Annotated in this window: 22 protein-coding genes and 2 tRNA genes; 14 read left to right on the top strand and 10 right to left on the bottom strand. The window is 39.4% G+C overall.

Annotated elements, in window-relative coordinates; genetic code table 11:
* The 5 genes from MWU82_RS23210 to rplT form a co-directional block, all read left to right on the top strand.
* A partial coding sequence (locus MWU82_RS23210; protein ID WP_247098104.1) for a hypothetical protein occupies positions 1-218 on the top strand: 218 nt, incomplete at its 5' end.
* A gap of 196 nt (positions 219-414) precedes the next feature.
* Positions 415-2355 carry a threonine--tRNA ligase gene (thrS, locus tag MWU82_RS23205; protein ID WP_247098103.1) on the top strand — a complete coding sequence of 647 codons (1941 nt, stop codon included), beginning with the start codon at positions 415-417 and terminating at the stop codon, positions 2353-2355.
* A 34-nt stretch (positions 2356-2389) separates the two neighbouring features.
* Complete coding sequence (infC, locus tag MWU82_RS23200; RefSeq protein ID WP_348647009.1) at positions 2390-2938, top strand: translation initiation factor IF-3; 549 nt, start codon at positions 2390-2392, stop codon at positions 2936-2938.
* A gap of 93 nt (positions 2939-3031) precedes the next feature.
* Positions 3032-3229 carry a 50S ribosomal protein L35 gene (gene rpmI, locus MWU82_RS23195; RefSeq protein ID WP_031444751.1) on the top strand — a complete coding sequence of 66 codons (198 nt, stop codon included), beginning with the start codon at positions 3032-3034 and terminating at the stop codon, positions 3227-3229.
* An 89-nt stretch (positions 3230-3318) separates the two neighbouring features.
* Positions 3319-3663, top strand: a complete 345-nt coding sequence (gene rplT / locus MWU82_RS23190; protein ID WP_031444752.1) for a 50S ribosomal protein L20 — start codon at positions 3319-3321, stop codon at positions 3661-3663.
* 110 nt (positions 3664-3773) lie between these two features.
* On the opposite strand, the gene MWU82_RS23185 is transcribed toward rplT, so the two are convergent.
* Positions 3774-4046 (bottom strand): EF-hand domain-containing protein, encoded by a 273-nt coding sequence (locus MWU82_RS23185; protein ID WP_215947143.1) that lies wholly within the window; start codon positions 4044-4046, stop codon positions 3774-3776.
* Between the two features lie 54 nt (positions 4047-4100).
* Positions 4101-4523: a secondary thiamine-phosphate synthase enzyme YjbQ gene (locus MWU82_RS23180; RefSeq protein WP_215947144.1), complete on the bottom strand. Its 423-nt coding sequence runs from the start codon at positions 4521-4523 to the stop codon at positions 4101-4103.
* 118 nt (positions 4524-4641) lie between these two features.
* On the opposite strand from MWU82_RS23180, the gene MWU82_RS23175 reads away from it, so the two are divergent.
* Positions 4642-5439: an HAD family hydrolase gene (locus tag MWU82_RS23175; RefSeq protein WP_247098102.1), complete on the top strand. Its 798-nt coding sequence runs from the start codon at positions 4642-4644 to the stop codon at positions 5437-5439.
* Positions 5440-5535: 96 nt separating this feature from the next.
* Here the strand turns inward: MWU82_RS23175 and MWU82_RS23170 are convergent, their stop codons facing one another.
* The 6 genes from MWU82_RS23170 to tgt all read right to left on the bottom strand — a co-directional run bounded on the left by MWU82_RS23170 (position 5536) and on the right by tgt (position 12789).
* Positions 5536-6801, bottom strand: coding sequence for an asparagine synthetase B (locus MWU82_RS23170; RefSeq protein WP_215947146.1), 1266 nt, complete (start codon positions 6799-6801; stop codon positions 5536-5538).
* A gap of 178 nt (positions 6802-6979) precedes the next feature.
* Positions 6980-8527, bottom strand: coding sequence for a replicative DNA helicase (dnaB, locus tag MWU82_RS23165; RefSeq protein WP_110358106.1), 1548 nt, complete (start codon positions 8525-8527; stop codon positions 6980-6982).
* A gap of 156 nt (positions 8528-8683) precedes the next feature.
* On the bottom strand, positions 8684-9637 hold the full coding sequence (locus tag MWU82_RS23160; RefSeq protein WP_031444761.1) for an acetyl-CoA carboxylase carboxyltransferase subunit alpha: 954 nt from the start codon (positions 9635-9637) through the stop codon (positions 8684-8686).
* 43 nt (positions 9638-9680) lie between these two features.
* On the bottom strand, positions 9681-10589 hold the full coding sequence (locus MWU82_RS23155; RefSeq protein WP_215947147.1) for a DMT family transporter: 909 nt from the start codon (positions 10587-10589) through the stop codon (positions 9681-9683).
* Positions 10576-11655 (bottom strand): LptF/LptG family permease, encoded by a 1080-nt coding sequence (locus MWU82_RS23150; protein ID WP_215947199.1) that lies wholly within the window; start codon positions 11653-11655, stop codon positions 10576-10578. The genes MWU82_RS23155 and MWU82_RS23150 overlap by 14 nt, the downstream gene beginning before the upstream one ends.
* Positions 11656-11658: 3 nt before the next feature.
* Positions 11659-12789, bottom strand: coding sequence for a tRNA guanosine(34) transglycosylase Tgt (gene tgt, locus MWU82_RS23145; RefSeq protein ID WP_215947148.1), 1131 nt, complete (start codon positions 12787-12789; stop codon positions 11659-11661).
* Positions 12790-12957: 168 nt separating this feature from the next.
* On the opposite strand from tgt, the gene MWU82_RS23140 reads away from it, so the two are divergent.
* The 3 genes from MWU82_RS23140 (at position 12958) to MWU82_RS23130 (ending at position 15609) form a co-directional block, all read left to right on the top strand.
* Positions 12958-13803: a transketolase gene (locus MWU82_RS23140; RefSeq protein ID WP_247098101.1), complete on the top strand. Its 846-nt coding sequence runs from the start codon at positions 12958-12960 to the stop codon at positions 13801-13803.
* A 38-nt stretch (positions 13804-13841) separates the two neighbouring features.
* Positions 13842-14795, top strand: coding sequence for a transketolase C-terminal domain-containing protein (locus MWU82_RS23135; protein WP_215947150.1), 954 nt, complete (start codon positions 13842-13844; stop codon positions 14793-14795).
* 235 nt (positions 14796-15030) lie between these two features.
* Positions 15031-15609: an outer membrane beta-barrel protein gene (locus tag MWU82_RS23130; RefSeq protein ID WP_247098105.1), complete on the top strand. Its 579-nt coding sequence runs from the start codon at positions 15031-15033 to the stop codon at positions 15607-15609.
* A 78-nt stretch (positions 15610-15687) separates the two neighbouring features.
* Here MWU82_RS23130 and MWU82_RS23125 read toward each other — a convergent pair whose 3' ends face one another.
* The gene (locus tag MWU82_RS23125; protein ID WP_215947151.1) at positions 15688-16605 is read right to left on the bottom strand and encodes an FKBP-type peptidyl-prolyl cis-trans isomerase; all 918 of its coding nucleotides are present in this window, start codon (positions 16603-16605) and stop codon (positions 15688-15690) included.
* Between the two features lie 151 nt (positions 16606-16756).
* Here MWU82_RS23125 and MWU82_RS23120 point away from each other — a divergent pair, with 151 nt between their 5' ends.
* From MWU82_RS23120 to MWU82_RS23110, 3 genes are read left to right on the top strand one after another with little or no spacing between them, the layout of a single operon-like run.
* Entirely contained in the window at positions 16757-17131 is a 375-nt protein-coding gene (locus tag MWU82_RS23120) for an RNA-binding S4 domain-containing protein (RefSeq protein WP_215947152.1), read from the top strand.
* Positions 17115-17702, top strand: coding sequence for a methyltransferase (locus MWU82_RS23115; RefSeq protein WP_247098100.1), 588 nt, complete (start codon positions 17115-17117; stop codon positions 17700-17702). Before MWU82_RS23120 ends, MWU82_RS23115 begins: the two co-directional genes overlap by 17 nt.
* Positions 17703-17710: 8 nt before the next feature.
* Positions 17711-18211, top strand: a complete 501-nt coding sequence (locus MWU82_RS23110) for a phosphoribosyltransferase family protein (RefSeq protein ID WP_215947154.1) — start codon at positions 17711-17713, stop codon at positions 18209-18211.
* Here the strand turns inward: MWU82_RS23110 and MWU82_RS23105 are convergent.
* Entirely contained in the window at positions 18200-18715 is a 516-nt protein-coding gene (locus MWU82_RS23105; protein ID WP_247098099.1) for a shikimate kinase, read from the bottom strand. The genes MWU82_RS23110 and MWU82_RS23105 overlap by 12 nt on opposite strands.
* A 136-nt stretch (positions 18716-18851) precedes the next feature.
* Between MWU82_RS23105 and MWU82_RS23100 the strand changes: the two genes are divergently transcribed.
* Positions 18852-18924, top strand: a tRNA-Lys gene (locus tag MWU82_RS23100).
* Between the two features lie 110 nt (positions 18925-19034).
* Positions 19035-19121 (top strand) — tRNA-Leu (locus tag MWU82_RS23095).
* Positions 19122-19541: the final 420 nt, after the last annotated feature.

Raw genomic sequence — 19541 nt, 5'->3', positions numbered from 1 at the left:
AACACCCTTTCCGCCGACTCCGTAATTCCTTCGTTAGCGGGGTGCAAATCTACCACCCTTTTTTAAATCCACAAGGATTTTTTGAAACTTTTTTTTGCCTTTTTTTAAAGGGCGCGCACAACCCGCTGTCAACAAGCACCTTGCAACACGCAACGACCCCGAAAAAGGGAAAACAATTTAACGCTTTTTCCGATAACAACAAAACAAAGGCCCGTTAAAATTACTGCGGACAGCGTTAGGGGGCCGAGCGGCATCCCCGAAGCAGGGCAAGGGATACAGCGGAGCACCCGGCCCGACAAATGGAGGGAACGCCAAACAACTATCCTATTATATGTATAAGCATAAAATCGTTCCTATATATTGCCAACATAAATACTAGATGTTATCTTTGCACACTTATTACGACAAAAAAGCATGATCAAAATAACTTTACCCGACGGGAGCATTAGAGAATATGCCGAAGGAACAACACCTTTAGAGGTAGCCAAAAGCATAAGTGAAGGTTTGGCGCGAAATATTATTTCCGCAAAATTTAATGGGGTCACCGTTGAAACCATAACTCCACTAAAGGAGGACGGATCCCTTATCCTATATAGTTGGAACGACAAAGAAGGAAAAACTGCATTTTGGCATTCCACCTCCCACGTTGTGGCACAAGCTCTTGAAGAATTGTACCCCGGTGTAAAACTGACCATTGGACCAGCCATTGATAACGGATTTTATTATGATGTAGATTTGGCCGAAGGCACCATTTCCGAAAAGGACTTTCCGGAAATTGAAAAGAAAGCCTTGGAAATTGCCAGAGGAAAACACGATTTTAAGATGCGCTCCGCCACAAAGGCAGAAGCATTGGAACTATACCAATCCCAAGGGAACCAATATAAGGTAGAACTTATTGAAAATCTGGAGGACGGTACCATTACCTTCTGTGACCACGACACCTTCACCGACCTATGTAGAGGAGGACACATACCCAATACCGGTATTATAAAGGCTATTAAAATATTGAGCGTAGCCGGTGCCTATTGGAGAGGGAACGAAAAAAACAACCAGTTGACCAGGGTTTATGGTATTTCCTTTCCGAAACAGAAAGAACTTACCGAGTACCTGGAACTACTGGAAGAGGCCAAAAAAAGGGACCACAGAAAATTGGGCAAGGAACTGGAACTGTTTACCTTTTCTCAAAAAGTAGGACAAGGCCTCCCTTTATGGCTTCCAAAAGGAGCTGCTTTACGGGAGCGCTTGGAGAATTTTTTAAAGAAAGCACAGAAGAAAGCCGGATACGAAATGGTGGTTACCCCGCATATCGGACAAAAGGAACTTTATGTAACCTCTGGGCATTATGCCAAATACGGGGAAGACAGCTTTCAACCGATCAAGACTCCAAAAGAAGATGAGGAGTTCTTGTTGAAGCCAATGAACTGTCCACATCACTGTGAAATATACAACACCAAACCATTTAGCTACAGGGAACTTCCAAAAAGATATGCAGAATTCGGAACTGTTTACCGATATGAACAGAGTGGAGAATTACATGGCCTTACCAGGGTACGTGGCTTTACACAGGATGACGCACACATTTTCTGTACTCCGGACCAATTGGCGGATGAGTTTAAAAACGTTATTGACCTAACCTTATATGTATTGGGATCGTTGGGCTTTGGTAATTTTACGGCCCAAGTATCCGTAAGGGATTTGGAAAAACCGGAGAAATATATTGGATCTGTAGAAAACTGGGAAAAAGCAGAAAATGCCATTATAAATGCAGCCAAAGAAAAAGGTCTCGATTTTGTCATAGAAAGTGGTGAAGCTGCGTTCTACGGACCCAAGTTGGATTTTATGGTAAAAGATGCCCTTGGCAGGAACTGGCAATTGGGAACAATTCAGGTAGACTACAACTTACCGGAGCGTTTTGACCTTACCTACAAAGGTAGTGACAATGAATTGCATAGACCGGTAATGATCCACAGGGCCCCCTTTGGAAGTATGGAACGTTTCATTGCATTATTGCTGGAACATACAGGCGGTAATTTTCCACTTTGGCTGATGCCGGAGCAGGTTATTATACTCCCTGTCAGCGAAAAACATGAAATATATGCCCAAAAAGTTTTAAATTCCTTGGAAAATAACGACATTCGCGCCCTCATTGATAACCGAAATGAAACGGTAGGCAAGAAAATACGTGAAGCAGAGATGAATAAAATCCCATTTATGCTGATTGTAGGGGAGAATGAAGAAAAAGAGGAAACCATTTCAATCAGGAGACATGGCGGTGAAGATTTAGGCGCCATATCCGTAAAAGCATTTTCCGACTTGGTATTAAATGAAATAAACAGTACCTTAAAGTCGTTTTAAAAAAAAGTTTAACTAAAAAGATTACGTCATAGCAATTAGAAAAAGATTTAGGCCCCAACCTAGGAGGGAAAACAAAAACCCGCACAACATCAATGAAAATATTTCATCGCCCACAGTTAGGTTGGTAGGCGACAACATAGAGGTAGGTGTATACAACACCCGCGAAGCCTTGGCGAAAGCAGAGGAACTGGAATTGGATTTAGTAGAAATTTCTCCTAAAGCCGATCCCCCTGTTTGTAAAATAATAGATTACAAGAAATTTCTTTACGAGCAGAAGAAACGGGAAAAGGTCATGAAGGCCAAAGCCACCAAAGTAATCGTAAAAGAAATAAGGTTTGGTCCACAAACGGATGATCACGATTATGAGTTTAAGAAGAAACACGCAGAAAAATTCTTAAAAGATGGTGCCAAGCTAAAGGCTTATGTGTTCTTCAAAGGTCGTTCCATTGTTTATAAGGACCAAGGAGAGATATTATTACTTAAGTTGGCATCCGAATTGGAAGATTTGGGCAAAGTGGAACAAATGCCTAAACTTGAGGGTAAGCGTATGACTATGTTCATTGCCCCAAAAACTAAAAAATAACCTATGCCGTATGGCTTTGGTTACAAAAATAAAATGCTAAATATGTTTTAGCATAAAGATAGTAAGCGAGATAAATTAATAAATAGGAAGAAAATGCCTAAACAGAAAACAAAATCCAGTGCCAAAAAGCGATTTAAGCTTACCGGTAGTGGTAAAATTAAAAGAAAGCACGCCTTTAAGAGCCATATTCTAACGAAGAAGTCTAAAAAGCGTAAGCTAGCGTTAACCCACTCTGGATTAGTTCACGAGGCGGATGTTAACAGTATTAAGGAACAATTGCGTTTAAAGTAATAGTTCCAACGGTAATTATTAACCCTGGAGTTAGGCAGTAAAAGTATTCTACATTAAAGGATCGCCTACTACAAAAAACAATTAAAATTATGCCAAGATCAGTAAATTCAGTTGCTTCCAGAGCCAGAAGAAAAAAGGTAATGAAGCAGGCCAAAGGATACTTTGGAAGACGTAAAAACGTTTGGACAGTAGCCAAAAATGCGGTTGAAAAAGCAATGTTATATGCTTACAGAGATCGTAGAAACAAGAAAAGAAATTTCCGTTCCCTATGGATTACCCGTATCAATGCTGGTGCCAGATTGCACGGAATGTCCTATTCCCAGTTTATGGGCAAGGTAAAAGCCAACAACATAGAGCTAAACCGTAAGGTATTGGCGGATTTGGCCATGAACCACCCAGAGGCTTTCAAAGCTATTGTGAACAAAGTAAAATAAATTAATAAACTTATCTCGCTTATAAGAAAAAACCTGTTCCATTTGGAACAGGTTTTTTTTTATGCTTAGTTCAAAACCTTCAGGAATATCCAACTCAAAACCAACCGTTATCAGGTCGTTTTAATCTTACTGATAGCCGATTTAAATTCTTCCCAATCTATCAACTCATCGCCAGATTTGTCATAACCTTCAATTAACTTAGAAGAAACGATTCCCCTCAAAAATCCACTTATTTCCGCCTTTTTCAGCAATTCAACAATCTCGCTTTTCTTAAGTTTACCATCTCCATCCTCATCAAAAAAGCTATAAGCCTCCTCTGGTGTTTTAAATTTGTTGGTGATCAGGATCTGTATTTTATCTAAAATCATATCTTTTGTAGCCATATCCTATTCATTAAAATGTATAATACACTAATTTACTAAATAAAACGCAGTTGGCTAAACTCCAAAATAGCTTACCACCAAATTGCGACCACTGGCATTATTCCTATGTTCGCACAAATAGATACCCTGCCAAATTCCCAAATTTAATTTCCCATTGCTGATGGGTATCTGTACGGAGGCTCCCATCAAGGAGGATTTTATATGCGCAGGCATGTCGTCCGAACCTTCATAATCATGGAGGTAATAGGGCGCATTTTCCGGAACCAGGATATTCATGTGACTTTCAAAATCGGCCCTTACGGTGGAATCCGCATTTTCATTAATAGTAAGGCTAGCTGACGTATGCTTTATAAATACCTGCAACATGCCTGTTTGAATCGTTTTTATATGGGGAAGGTGCTCCAGTATTGTGCCTGTAATTAAATGGAAACCCCTATTATAAGCCTTTAAACGTAATTCTTTCTGATAAAACAGCATAGCAATTGGTATTTGGAATTTATTCAAATTTCGACAAATATTAAGAAATGTGAAACTTTATGTAAGAAGGCCATTAATTAGGTCAATATCAAATACCTTTGCATCTTAATTTAATTGAATGGATCTATCAAAGGTAAAAATGGTGGTCACCGATATGGATGGCACCCTATTGAACTCCAAGCATGAAGTAAGTAGCAAATTCTTCCAATTATTTGAAGAATTAAAAAAAAGGGACATTAAGTTTGTTGCTGCAAGTGGGCGGCAATATAACAGTATAGTGGACAAGTTGGATTCCATTAAAGAGGATATCATAGTTGTGGCAGAAAATGGAGCTTTTGTTAAAAAGCAGGACCAGGAATTATTGGCTACCCCTTTGGACCAAACCACCATTAAGAATACTATGGGACTATTAAGGAATGTTGAGGGCATACATCCAGTACTATGCGGAAAGAACAATGCCTATATCAATGGAAATTCCGATGATTTTGTAAGTAAATTAAGGGAATATTATTCCGAGTTTAGCATTCTAAACGACATTGCTTCCTTTGATGGCGAAGTCTTAAAAATAGCTATTTATCATTTTGAAAGTTCTGAAAAGTACATTTATCCTTTGGTAAATCATTTAGAATCCGAATTAAAAGTCAAAGTTTCCGGAGAAAATTGGTTGGATATTTCCCATATGAATGCCAACAAAGGTTATGCGCTGCAACATATTCAAGAAAAGTATGGGATTAGCAGACAGGAGACCATGGTTTTTGGGGATTACAATAATGACCTGGAAATGTTGGCAATGGCCGATTTTAGTTTTGCGATGGCCAATGCCCATCCCAATGTTGCCGCGGCAGCAAATTTTAAGACCAAGAGCAATGATGAATACGGCGTGGAGACTGTTTTGGAAAAGCTATTGAATCTTTAAATAACCTGCTGTTTTACACAGGCGGATTATCTACATTTGGGTTCAAAACAATTAATTCCCCTAAGACCACCATGCGGTCTTGATCCCTATTCGATATTAGGTTTTCTGTTTCTTTTTCTGGGCTGCAGGAAACAATACATTGTTTAGAATAAGGCGATAACCGGGAGAGGTAGGATGCAGCTCCAATTCTGTCTTAGGATCCCCTACCCTATGCTGATAGTCTTCCGGATCGTGTCCCCCATAAAAAGTAAAGAATCCCTTTCCTTTAATGCCATGAATATATCTGGCCTCCCCATTAATTTTATTTTCCCCCAAAATCAAGACCGTAGGTTTAATCTCTTCCCTGGCGAATGCAGTGGTCTGCCCCATAAATCCTTTGACCAAGGCTGTATGGTTCTGACATAGCATTGTAGGCACAGGGTCCCATTTTGCAGAGAAATCCATTAAAGAAAAATAATCGGATTCCTTAGGTACATTACCCCGTTTCATCGTCATATCTATGGAAGAAAATTCGTATTGCAACGGATTGCGCTCCAGTATAAAGTTGGTAAAGGCAAAAGTTTTCCCATAGTCCAGCTTAGCTTGATAATTAGCGTCCGATGGGTCTCCATCGAACATTGGCTCGCATATATCCACCTCGTCCGCAGCCAAGGCTATATCAAAACTATCAGTGGCAGAGCACATAGCAAACATAAACCCGCCTCCTATAACATAATTTCTTATTTTTAGTGCTACAGCCCGCTTTTCTTCTGAAACTTTATTAAACCCCAACTTTAAAGCCAATGCCTCTGCCTGCTGTTTACCTTCTATATACCATGGAGCTGCCCTATAGGCCCCATAAAACTTCCCGTATTGCCCCGTAAAGTCTTCATGGTGCAAGTGCAGCCAATCATATAACACCAATTTGTCCTCCAAAACTTCCTCATCATAAATTTGATCATAAGGAATTTCGGCATAAGTAAGCACCATAGTAACAGCATCGTCCCAAGGTGAATTATCCTTAGGGGAATAAACCGCTATTTTTGGAGCCTTCTCTAAAATTACCGCTTCTTGGTTCTGTGAAGGGCTAGCAATTTCTTCTAAAATAACTTGGGTCTGGGAATCTGAAACAATCTCAAAAGATACTCCCCTTATCTGACATTCCCGACGAATGTTTTCCCCATCCGGTAACAAAAAAGATCCTCCCCTATAATTTAACAGCCACTGTACTTTTTGTTGTTTGGTCAATACCCAATAGGTAATTCCGTAAGCCTTTAAATGGTTTTTCTGACTTTCAGCATCCATAGGAATAAGTATGGACGTGGCCGAAATTTCCAGTATAGAAAATAAAATAAAGAAAAGGGAGAAAAAACACTTTTGCATGTACCGATATCTAATGTGCATCTTCCCAAAGATACTGGAAAATTGATATTTCAGTTTTGAAATAGGGTTAAAATTTTCAAAATCACCTATTACTTAGAGCATAGCATAAGCTACTATTTCAGAGCCAATCACCAAAAAGCCAAAAGAATAAGCTATAAAATGAACCAATTTATCACCGTTAAAACGGTACATCGTTATCATCCTGCATGGAATCATCATTCATGGAACTACCAAAGGCTTCGTTGGCATTCGGAAGGTTTTTGGTAATGAAGGGATTATCATCATCGGCGTTCATTTTCGACTGAAATTCAAAAGGAGAATCAAAATCATCCAAGTTGTCAAATTTACCTAAATGCCCAAGGAACTTGAGTCGGATATTTTCCAAACCACCATTTCTATGCTTTGCCACAATAAATTCGGCTTGTCCGGCAGTTGGCGAGCGCTCTTCATCATCCCATTCATCAATCTTATAATATTCCGGTCTGTAGATAAAGGAAACAATATCCGCATCCTGCTCAATTGCTCCAGATTCCCTCAAATCCGATAAAATTGGTCGCTTACTACCACCCCTGGTCTCCACCGCTCGCGATAACTGGGACAGGGCTATAACAGGCACGTTCAATTCCTTGGCCAGGGCCTTGAGGTTCCTGGATATGGTAGATATTTCCTGTTCACGGTTTCCTCCTTTTTGACTTCCTCCTGCCGTCATCAACTGCAAATAATCAATAATGATCATCTTAATATCGTGCTGTGAAGCCAAACGCCTTGCTTTTGCCCGAAGGTCAAAAATGGATAGCGAAGGGGTATCATCAATAAACAAGGGTGCGGTCTCCAAGGCCTTAACCTTAACGTTCAATTGTTCCCATTCATGCTTCTCCAGCCTCCCTGTTCTTAATTTTTCGGAAGACAGGCCCGTCTCCGAGGATATCAATCTGGTAATCAATTGCACAGACGACATTTCCAAGGAAAAGAAGGCTACCCCAATATTGGAGTTTACTGCAATATTTCTGGCCATGGACAGGGTAAGGGCCGTTTTACCCATACCTGGACGGGCTGCCACGATAACCAAGTCACTGGGCTGCCATCCTGAAGTTAGTTTGTCCAATTTGTCAAAACCGGACGGTATACCACTTAGTCCTTCCTTACCTGCAATTTCTTCAATTCTCTTCTTCGCCTGTATCACCAAATTCTGGGCGGTTTCAGCAGAACGCTTCAAGTTACCCTGGGTAACGTCGTACAATTTGGATTCAGCGGTGTCCAATAAGTCGAACACATCTGTAGCATCCTCATAGGCTTCTTCGATAATTTCATTTGAAATCTTGATTAGACTACGCTGGATAAATTTCTGAAGGATAATACGCGCATGAAACTCAATGTGCGCGGAAGAAGCTACTTTTTGGGTTAATTTTATCAGGTAAAAATCGCCTCCGGCACTCTCTAACCGACCATCCTTCTTCAATTGGGACGAAACGGTTAATAAATCCACCGGTTCAGAATTTTCAAACAACTTAAAAATGGCTTCGTAGATATATCTATGGGCATCCTTATAAAAGACTTCAGGATGTAGGATATCTATTACTTCATCGACCCCCTTTTTGTCGATCATCATCGCACCGAGTACAACTTCCTCTAAATCAACAGCTTGAGGGGGGATTTTTCCCTTCTCAAGGCTAATGATGGTCGACTTGTCTATTCGATGACCAATAATGGGGTTCGTTTTTTCCATGAGTGCTAAATTATATAAATAAGAATTAAAAAGAGATTTGGGATATTAACAGTTGTTCAACAATATGCCTGTTGATAAGTTACGAAATTTGTTCATAAGCAAAAAAAAACCGGAGAATTTCCGCTCCAGTTTTTTTTACCTTGACAAAAAGGGATACTATCCATTAAATACCCCCATATTGGCATATTTATCCATTCGGTTTTTTACCAATTCTTTTGGTGATAACTTTTTTAATTCCTCATAATGCGAGGAAATTTTATTTTTTACGATCTCAAAAGTCTTATCCCTGTTGGCATGGGCACCTCCTACCGGTTCACGAACAATCTCATCTATTAATTTCATTTTCTTCATGTCCGTTGCCGTTAGCTTTAAGGCCTCCGCTGCAATTTCCTTGTACTCCCAACTTCTCCAAAGAATGGAAGAGCAGGATTCTGGCGAAATAACAGAGTACCAGGTATTTTCCAACATCAACACCTTATCCCCTACACCAATACCCAATGCACCTCCAGAAGCACCTTCACCAATAATAACAACGATAATAGGAACCTTTAGGCGGGTCATTTCCAAGATATTCCTTGCAATTGCCTCTCCTTGACCTCTTTCCTCCGCCTCAATACCGGGATATGCCCCTGGAGTATCTATTAAGCATACTACGGGAATGCCAAACTTCTCGGCAGACTTCATTAAACGCAATGCTTTTCTGTAGCCTTCAGGGTTGGCCATCCCAAAATTCCGCAATTGCCTTGTTTTGGTATTATAACCTTTCTGTTGACCAACGAACATATAACTCTGATCCCCAATTTTACCAAGGCCGCCAATCATTGCTTTGTCATCCTTGACATTACGATCTCCATGTAATTCCAAAAAAGTTTCCCCGCAAATGGCCCTTATATAATCTAAGGTATAGGGTCTGTTAGGATGCCTTGACAACTGCACCCTTTGCCATGCGGTGAGATTCTTATATATTTCCTTTCGGGTCTCAACGAGTTTTTTTTCTATTTGTTTACATGTCTCAGAAACATCAACTTCACTCTCTTCACCGATTATCATGCACTTATCCAATTGCTCTTCCAGCTCTTTAATTGGCAGTTCAAAATCTAAATACTCCATAGGTTTATAGGTTTAGCTCTTTTCAACGAGCAAATATAAAACTTTAATGGGAAGGTAACCCATTAGTCGTTTTTTTTAATTTTTTTCTATTTTTCAAAATCCCGTTTGCCACCACCGTTATCAATACCAATAGTGCCCCGACATAGAAAAGCGGTTTCATTTTTTCACTGTCCCCAAGAAGGAGAACTCCCAATATTATTCCATAGACCGGCTCCAAATTGTTGGTCAACATTACCGTATATGGAGAAATATATTTCAGAATCTTTACCGAAGCAATGAATGCGTAGGCCGTACAGACTGAAGCAAGGATAAATATATACAACCAATCATTAAAGGACAACTGAAAAAACTTTTGGTCAAAACTACTGGAAAACAACAGATAAATAGACAAAAATAGGACACCACTTCCCAATTCATAAAACGAAATTACCGAAGGTCTTTGCTCTTGTGTTAATTTACCATTGATCAATGAAAAAGTGGCAGATAACAAGGAGGACAACAATGCCAATAGTATTCCATTTAAGTAGCCCGTTTCCACCCTAAACATTATATAAAGGCCCAACATAACGATTAGTCCGAAAACCACTTCATAGCCTACCATTTTACGACCATACCAAAACGGTTCCAACAAGGCCGTAAAAAATGCGCCAGTAGACATTGTTGCCAGAGCAATAGACACATTGGAAACTTTGATGGCCATAAAAAAGGTAACCCAATGCAAGGATACCACGATTCCACCCAAAATTAGCATCAACAGTGTTTTTGGAGATACCTTCAACTGAAATTTCCTAATAAGGATATAGGCCAGGATAATCAGGGAGGCCATCAACATACGATACCAAACCAAAGGAAGGGCGTCAATAGTTATCAACTTGCCAATGACCGCCGTAAAGCCCCAGACAAAAACTATAAAATGTAGGTGAAGATAATTATTGAGCTTAACGTTTGGCATTCTGCAACAAATAAAACGCTATGGCCCCAAACATCACATTGGGAATGATCACTGCCCATAGGGGCGAAAATCCAGATTGTTCTGCGAGGGTCCCAAAAACCTTGTCAAAAAAGATATATATAAATGCCACCCCTATTCCGAAGGCCAAATTTACCCCCATACCTCCACGGCGTTTTACCGAGGATACCGCAACCGCTATAACGGTAAGGATAAATGCAGCAATCGGCAATGCCCAGCGTTTATACTTGACCAATATATAACTATTAATATTGGAAGCACCTTTCCTCTTTTGCGTCTCAATAAATTTATTTAGCTCAAACATATTCTTGGTTTCAGCTATATAGGAAACCGGGGTAAGATCATCGATCTTAAAATCGAAAATAGTATCCAATCTGCGTTTTGTTTCCACAATCTCCTGATTATTAATCAGTTTTCTTTTCTCATACGAAGTGAGCCTATAAACCGTATCCTTCTCTATCCAGCGTATGTTGGCCGCCGATATTTTAAAGTCCAAGGTGTTCTCTTCGTTAAAGCGCTCCATGGTGAAATTATATCCTATCTGTCTGGCCGGATCAAAACTACTGACATAGATATAATCGTTCTCATTTAGTTGATTAAATATATTGGTGGTAACCCTATCCTGTTTTCCCTTCTTTAGATATTTGAAAATAAACTCATTGTATCCCACACTTGCATTGGGCACTATAAACATGCCCATAAAGAACATGATAATTGCAATTATGGAAGCCCCAATTAAATAGGGACGTAGAAATCGCCAATAAGATACCCCAGAACTAAGAATAGCTACAATTTCGGTATTGTTGGCCAATTTAGAGGTAAAGAAAATTACGGATAGAAATAGAAAAATTGGAAACAAGAGATTCCCGATCACAAAAGTGAAATTCAAATAATACATGGCTATTTCTGGAAATGGGACCTCGTTATCGATCATTTTTCCCACCTGCTCGGCCAAATTCGCCATAATTCCAATAGGGACGAACAGCAAGAGCATCACAAAAAAAGTTGCCAGATAGCGCTTAAGTATGTATTTGTCTATTATGGTCAGCACCTAAAGTCGTTTATCCATTTGTTTTACCATTACAGATTTCCATTCATAGAAATCCCCTGCTAAAATATGTTTTCTTGCCTCGCGAACCAACCACATATAAAATCCCAAATTATGAATGGTAGCGATTTGTTTTCCCAAATACTCATTGGCAGCAAACAAATGCCTTAGATAAGCCTTGGAATACTCATGGTCTACAAATGTAGTGCCCATCTCGTCCAAAGGGGAAAAATCGTCTTCCCACTTCTTATTTTTTATATTGATAGTGCCATGTGCGGTAAACAGCATACCATTTCTAGCATTTCTGGTAGGCATCACACAATCGAACATATCTATCCCCAAGGCAATATTCTCTAAAATATTGATGGGGGTACCCACTCCCATTAAATATCTAGGTTTATCCTCTGGTAGTATTTCACAGACCACCTCTGTCATTGCATACATTTCCTCAGCAGGTTCGCCAACGGAAAGTCCGCCAATGGCATTGCCCTCTGCTCCTACCCCTGCAATATATTCGGCCGACTGTCTCCTAAGGTCCTTATAGGTAGAACCTTGAACAATAGGAAAAAAAGTTTGTTCATAATCGTAGACAAAGGGAGTTTTTTCCAAATGCTTAATACAGCGGTCCAACCACCTATGGGTCATGTGCATGGATCTCTTCGCGTAATTGTAATCGCATGGATATGGAGTACATTCATCAAATGCCATGATAATATCAGCACCGATGACACGCTGAATTTCCATCACATTCTCTGGGGTAAACACGTGATAGGAACCATCAATATGGGACTTAAACTTTACCCCTTCTTCCTTTATCTTTCTGTTATCCGATAAGGAATAGACTTGGTAACCCCCACTATCCGTTAAAATATTGCGGTCCCAGTTCATAAACTTATGAAGCCCTCCTGCCTGTTTCAGTATTTCGGTTTTCGGTCTTAAATACAAATGGTATGTATTCCCCAAAATAATATCCGGATTTATCTCCTCCCTCAATTCCTTTTGGTGTACCCCTTTTACGGAAGCTACTGTACCTACAGGCATAAAAATAGGAGTTTCTATCTTACCGTGGTCCGTAATAAGCTCTGCCGCCCTGGCTTTTGTCCTTGTGTCTGAATGTTGTAAGGTAAATTTCAAAAAAATCTATTTAAAGCCGCAAATATAGTCAACTCAAAGCCATTAAATCCCTAACAAAAAAATAAAGTTCTGTTATTGGCAATGATAGTTGATAAAATATTATAATTCCTGCTTGTGTACCCAAAAGATTGCCATTACTTTTGAAAAGTTTAAAAAAATATAGATAAAATGCCAAAACTTCAAGAATTACAAGATTTGACCGTTCAGGTTCGCAGGGACATTCTAAGAATGGTTCATAAGGTAAACTCCGGGCATCCAGGAGGTTCCCTTGGCTGTACTGAATTTATTGTTGCCCTTTACAATGAAATCATGGAGCTTAAGGACGAATTTGACATGGACGGAAAAGGAGAAGATCTTTTCTTTTTGTCCAATGGTCACATATCCCCTGTTTTCTACAGTGTTTTGGCAAGAAAAGGTTACTTTCCTGTTGATGAATTAAATACCTTTAGATTAATTGATTCGCGTTTACAAGGTCATCCTACCACCCATGAAGGTTTACCAGGTGTACGTATCGCATCAGGTTCATTGGGACAGGGCATGTCCGTGGCCTTGGGTGCGGCACAGGCCAAAAAACTAAACAAAGATTCCAAAATGGTCTATACCCTTCACGGTGATGGCGAGTTACAGGAAGGCCAAAACTGGGAGGCCATTATGTATGCTGCCGGTAAGAAAGTAGACAACATTATTGCCACTATAGATTACAATGGCCAACAGATAGATGGGGCTACGGACGATGTACTTCCTATGGGAGACCTTAAGAAGAAATTTGAAGCTTTTGGATGGGATGTTGTGGACATCAAGGAAGGAAATGATCTTGAAGCCATTATAAAAGGGATGAAGGAAGCCAAGAGTAAAACTGGAAAAGGAAAACCAGTGTGCGTTCTATTGCACACCGTAATGGGACATGGAGTAGATTTTATGATGTACACCCACGCATGGCACGGCAAGGCTCCCAACGACGAGCAATTGGCGACCGCTTTGGCACAGAACCCCGAAACTTTAGGGGATTACTAATCCACAACCATTTCCAAAAATAATTAAAGAAAATACAGATGAAAAAATATATAGATCAAGGTAAAAATGACACAAGAAGTGGTTTTGGTGCGGGACTGGCCGAATTAGGTAGAACCAACCCAAATGTAGTTGCTTTGTGCGCTGATTTGGTAGGTTCCCTTAAGATGGAGAAATTTATTGAGGAAAATCCAGAACGTTTCTTCCAAATTGGTATCGCCGAAGCCAATATGATGGGTATTGCGGCCGGACTTACCATAGGCGGAAAAATTCCATTTACCGGAACTTTTGCTAACTTTTCCACTGGACGGGTCTATGATCAAATAAGACAATCTATTGCCTATTCCGATAAGAATGTAAAAATCTGTGCTTCCCATGCAGGGGTTACACTAGGTGAAGACGGTGCTACACACCAAATATTGGAAGATTTGGGATTGATGAAGATGTTGCCGGGAATGACCGTCATCAACACCTGTGACTACAATCAGACCAAAGCTGCAACCATTGCCATAGCAGAACACCACGGTCCTGTTTACCTAAGGTTTGGACGACCAAAAGTGGCCAACTTTACCCCTGTAGACCAAAAGTTTGAAATTGGGAAGGCCGTTATGCTGAATGAGGGAACGGATGTCACTATCGTAGCAACCGGGCACTTGGTATGGGAAGCGTTGATAGCAGCCGAAAATTTAGAAAAACAAGGCATATCTGCCGAAGTCATCAACATACATACTATTAAGCCTCTTGACGGCGAAGCAGTGTTAAAATCTGTTAAAAAAACAGGCTGCATAGTTACTGCGGAAGAGCACAATTATTTAGGCGGACTAGGTGAAAGCATCTCTGGATTCCTTGCTACCACGCACCCTACACCACAGGAGTTTGTTGCCACCAAAGATACTTTTGGAGAAAGTGGCACACCTGAACAATTAATGGATAAATACGGATTAAACAATAAAGCTATAGTGAACGCCGTTGTGAGTGTGTTAAAAAGAAAATAATCAGATCCCTTTTAGGGAGATGAGGATTCTTAACATGGAAAATGGCGAAAACTATGGAACAGAACTCAACTAAACTGCTAAAACTACTTATCAGCAATAAAGGTAGAATTTAGCGGTTTTTTTGTGCCATTACCTCACCTTTTCGTGTCAAGATAATTTCTTTTTAGGTTAAACAATTAAAAAGGTTGTGCTTAAAATTGCACAATGTATTCTAATTTTAAAAGAACACAGTATGATGAAGAAAACAGTTTTATTAGCAGCTATTGCCCTTATGGGAATTACTGCACATGCACAAAAAGGTTCAGGATTCGGTGTTAAGGGCGGACTTAACTATGGCGCCAATGGTGATTATTTCGAATCCGCAGAAAACGCCTACAAAGACCCTAAAGGAAATGTGGGATACCACATTGGAATCTTTGGCATCATAGGTGATAAAATTTACCTTAGACCTGAATTGGTCTACACCAAAACAAAATCCGACTACGACAACAATAGTCTGGCTATGAGTAAATTGGATGCTCCAGTATTGCTAGGTATCAACTTAATTGGACCATTAAACCTTTTTGTAGGGCCCGCTTTCCAATATATTTTGGACACCGATTATGATGGTATTACGATTGGGGATGTAGAAAATGATTTTACCGTAGGACTAAATATAGGTGCCGGACTATCCTTTGGCAAGTTTGGAATAGACCTAAGATACGAAAGAGGTTTTAGCGAAAATGAGGTAACCGTAGTCGATGGACCATTTACCAATGACCGTATAGACACTAGACCAGACCAATTAATTTTGAGTGTGGCCTTGAAACTATAAAAAAACATCCTTACAGTAACAAAAAATGCCCCCGCAGTTGCAGGGGCATTTTTTATTTAGCGAACCCATGGTTCAATTTCAAATATTTTTATCCAAATAATCGGGAATACCATCGTTATTGGCGTCGCCTAATTCATCCTCGGTAAGGATACCATCACCATCGTCGTCCGTGTCCAAATAATTTGGAAGGCCATCCTCATCGGTATCATCATTAAAGAGATTACCATCCCCATCCAAATCTTCAAGAATAGTACTTACCCCATCCCGATCATGATCGGCAGTATTGACAGCCATTAAGTTTACTTCGAACATTAAAGGTGCATAGGTTGCCCCAGGGGCACTTCCGCTGAAATAAGCAATACCTGAGGGCATAAAAATTAAACCTACCCCACTTCCGGTTACGGTAAAGGTACCATCGCCATTTTCAATTATATCCCCACCCGATTTAAATTTGGGCATTCCTTCCTTAAATCCTTTTATAACTCCAGAATTACCGGAAACTCCAGATCCCTGCATATCGAACCAGACAGGAGATCCCAGTCTGCTATCGAAAATAGTTCCATCCAAGCGCATACCCTGATACTTTAAATATACAGAATCTACCGGGGTAGGATTTTCACCTAGGCCCTCCCTAGCAACTATATAATATAAGGTATGTGGAATATCAACTTCTTCCGCATCCAATCCCAAATCACTGGAAGATATGTTTATCACCTGCGTAAGGGCATCTTCGAACAGGGATTTCTTGTCTGCATTAGCACCAGCAATGGTATCTATCCTGATCCTTAAGTCGAAACCTTCATCTATAGGTTCCTCAAAATCTTCATAGTTATAAAAATGAGTCTTTAAATAAGCCTGAATTTCAGCATCATTTTCAACAATAACCTCACTTAGCAGTCTGGGAGGTATCACTTCAAAATCATCCCCATCATCCTTTTTACAGGACCAGATAGTCAAAAAAATTAAAGCAAGTAAAAGAAATCTCTTTATATTCATCAGTTTATTTTTATTGGCTTTTAATTACAGGATGCAACCCAATGATTATCATAATAACCATTTCGGCTTCATTGATTTCTTAATTAAAGGGCGCAAGATACAATTTTCAACTATTTTTGTAGAGGACGTTAACAAAGATTTTCAATAGTTTATGCGAATTGACAAATACCTATGGAGCACCCGCTATTTCAAAACGCGAAACATAGCTACGGAGGCCTGCAAAAAGGGACATATAAGAATCAATGAACAAGTGGTAAAACCGTCAAGGGAAGTATATCCCTTGGATAAAGTTGTAGTAAGGAAAAACCAGATCAACTATGAGTTTACCGTACTGGATGTACCCGAAAGCAGGGTAGGTGCTAAATTAGTGGACATCTACCGAAAAGATACCACTCCCAAGGAAGCCTTTGAACACAATGAGCTGTTAAAGTTTTCCAAGGATTATTATAGGAAAAAGGGTGCCGGAAGACCTACAAAGAAAGACAGACGGGATATAGATGGATACTTGGATGAAGAAGCTGAATAAGGAATTTTGGGAACATAAGTATGAGAATGGGGACATGGGATGGGACATAGGTCACATTTCTACCCCTCTAAAGGATTACATAGACCAGCTTACAGATAAGAACTTAAAAATCCTAATTCCAGGTGCCGGTAATGCTTACGAGCTCATTTATTTAGTTGAGAAAGGGTTTTCCAATGTTTTTGTCATTGATATAGCAAGACAGCCTTTGGAACACATAAAAAAAAGAATTCCAAATTTTCCGGAACATCAACTACTGGAAGGCAATTTTTTTGATCTGTCATTAAATAATTTTGATTTGATCCTGGAACAAACTTTTTTTTGTGCCTTGGACCCAAGTTTAAGGACAGAATATGTAAAGAAAATGAAGCAACTGCTAAAACCCAATGGCAAACTGGTAGGGCTCTTGTTTAATTTTCCCCTAACTGAATCAGGACCGCCTTTTGGAGGTAGCCTAGGCGAATATATGTCCCTCTTTAAAGAGCATTTTAAAATTAAGACTCTGGAAACCGCATACAATTCCATAAAACCGAGAGCGGATAAAGAACTCTTTTTTATATTTGAATCTAAATAAAAACGACTATGTCCAATAGAATTTTATCTCATGAGCAAATACAGCACAAAATAAAACGTATTGCTTACCAAATTTATGAGACCAATGTTGATGAACCCGAAATTATTATAGCCGGGATTGAAGGGGGTGGATTAAATTTTGCAAAAAAAATTCAGGCAGTACTTCAGAAGATCACCGAGGCCAACATTATTCTGTGCAAAGTAATCATGGACAAGTCCAACCCTTTGGCCAGTGGCGTCAAGACTTCCATTCCAGAATCGGAATATACCAATAAATCCGTTGTCCTGGTAGACGATGTGCTCAATTCCGGAACAACTTTAATATATGGAGTCCATCATTTTCTACGTGTCCCATTAAAACAACTTAAAACGGCCGTATTGGTGAACAGGAATCACAAGAAATACCCTGTAAAGGCAGATTATAAAGGAATTTCCCTTTCCACATCTCTTCAAGAACATATCAATGTAGAATTCAAGGCCAAAAACGATTCGGTGTACCTAAGCGAGTAATTCCTGTATTTCCACAACTAAGGATTCGGGATCCTTATTATCGCACTCAATAATATGATTTGCTTTAAGGTAAAAATTATTGCGCTCAAACAAATGCTTACCAATAAACTCCTGCAGGTCCCCATCGTCTAAATTTTTGATCAAAGGTCTATGTTCTTTTTCCAACATTAACCTTTTTACGAGTCCAGGAATAGAAACTTTTAAATAAAAAACATGATCTGCCAACTCCAACATCGTGTCCATGTTTCCAGAATAACATGGAGTTCCACCACCAGTAGATAGTATAAAGTTGTTGTTTTTGGACAAAACTTCATTTAAATATTCATGTTCTTTTTTCCTGAAAAAAATTTCGCCCTTCCCATTAAAAATGTTGGAAATGGAATCTTCCAGTCCTTCTTCAATGACTTCATCCAAATCTAAAAAACTAATTTTCAATTTCTTAGCCAACAATTTACCTATGGTGGTCTTACCGCTTCCCATATACCCTACCAATACTATTTTCACGCTATTATTTTTTGTAAAATTGGTCTAATTTAATGGTAATTCAAAAAAAATTAAAAATTTCTCAAAAAGGCCTTGCAAAACAAACAAATGATATTATATTTGCACCCGCAAACAACAATAGTTTGCAACACATTTTGACCTGGTAGCTCAGTTGGTAGAGCATCTCCCTTTTAAGGAGAGGGTCCTGGGTTCGAGCCCCAGCCCGGTCACAAAAAAGTTAAGTCTCGTACTTAACTTTTTTTGTTTGAAATAGTTTCTAATTACTTAAATTTAAGAACTATTTAAGCATACATAAAAGTCCTTTAACAAGACTTTTCAAGCCCACGTGGTGAAATTGGTAGACACGCCACCTTGAGGGGGTGGTGTTCGCAAGGACGTGCTAGTTCGAATCTAGTCGTGGGCACCAAAAACCGCTGACTTCTTAAACGAGGTTGGCGGTTTTTTTTTATTCCCTTACCCTACTTTGGGCTTAGTCAATAATAAAGGATCAAGAACAATTGTTGTGTTTATGCAAATATTGTGGTTAATCTATAAAGGGACCATGCTTAATTGTTGTGTTTCTGCGAAAATTGGGATTGAGATGATTTGTTGTGTGTTTTTTGTTTGATTTTATCTCTATTTATTGGGCATAATCGAATGAAACTTTTATCAAAATCATTCTTTCATTTTCTTTGCTTGTCCAAAGAAAACGAAACAAAAGAAAAGACCCTTCTTCACTATGTGGCCCCTAAAATCGTTGGATTTTAGGGACCGATGCCATGGCCTAAATTATTTCCAAGGCTTCAATAATTCTTTACGGCCATGTCATCTCCACCACGGAAGAAGA

The organism is Arenibacter sp. S6351L (assembly GCF_023016025.1).
GTDB lineage: Bacteria > Bacteroidota > Bacteroidia > Flavobacteriales > Flavobacteriaceae > Arenibacter > Arenibacter algicola_B.
The sequence above is the reverse complement of the archived record's forward strand: the minus strand, read 5'-3'. Positions and strand labels throughout refer to the sequence as shown.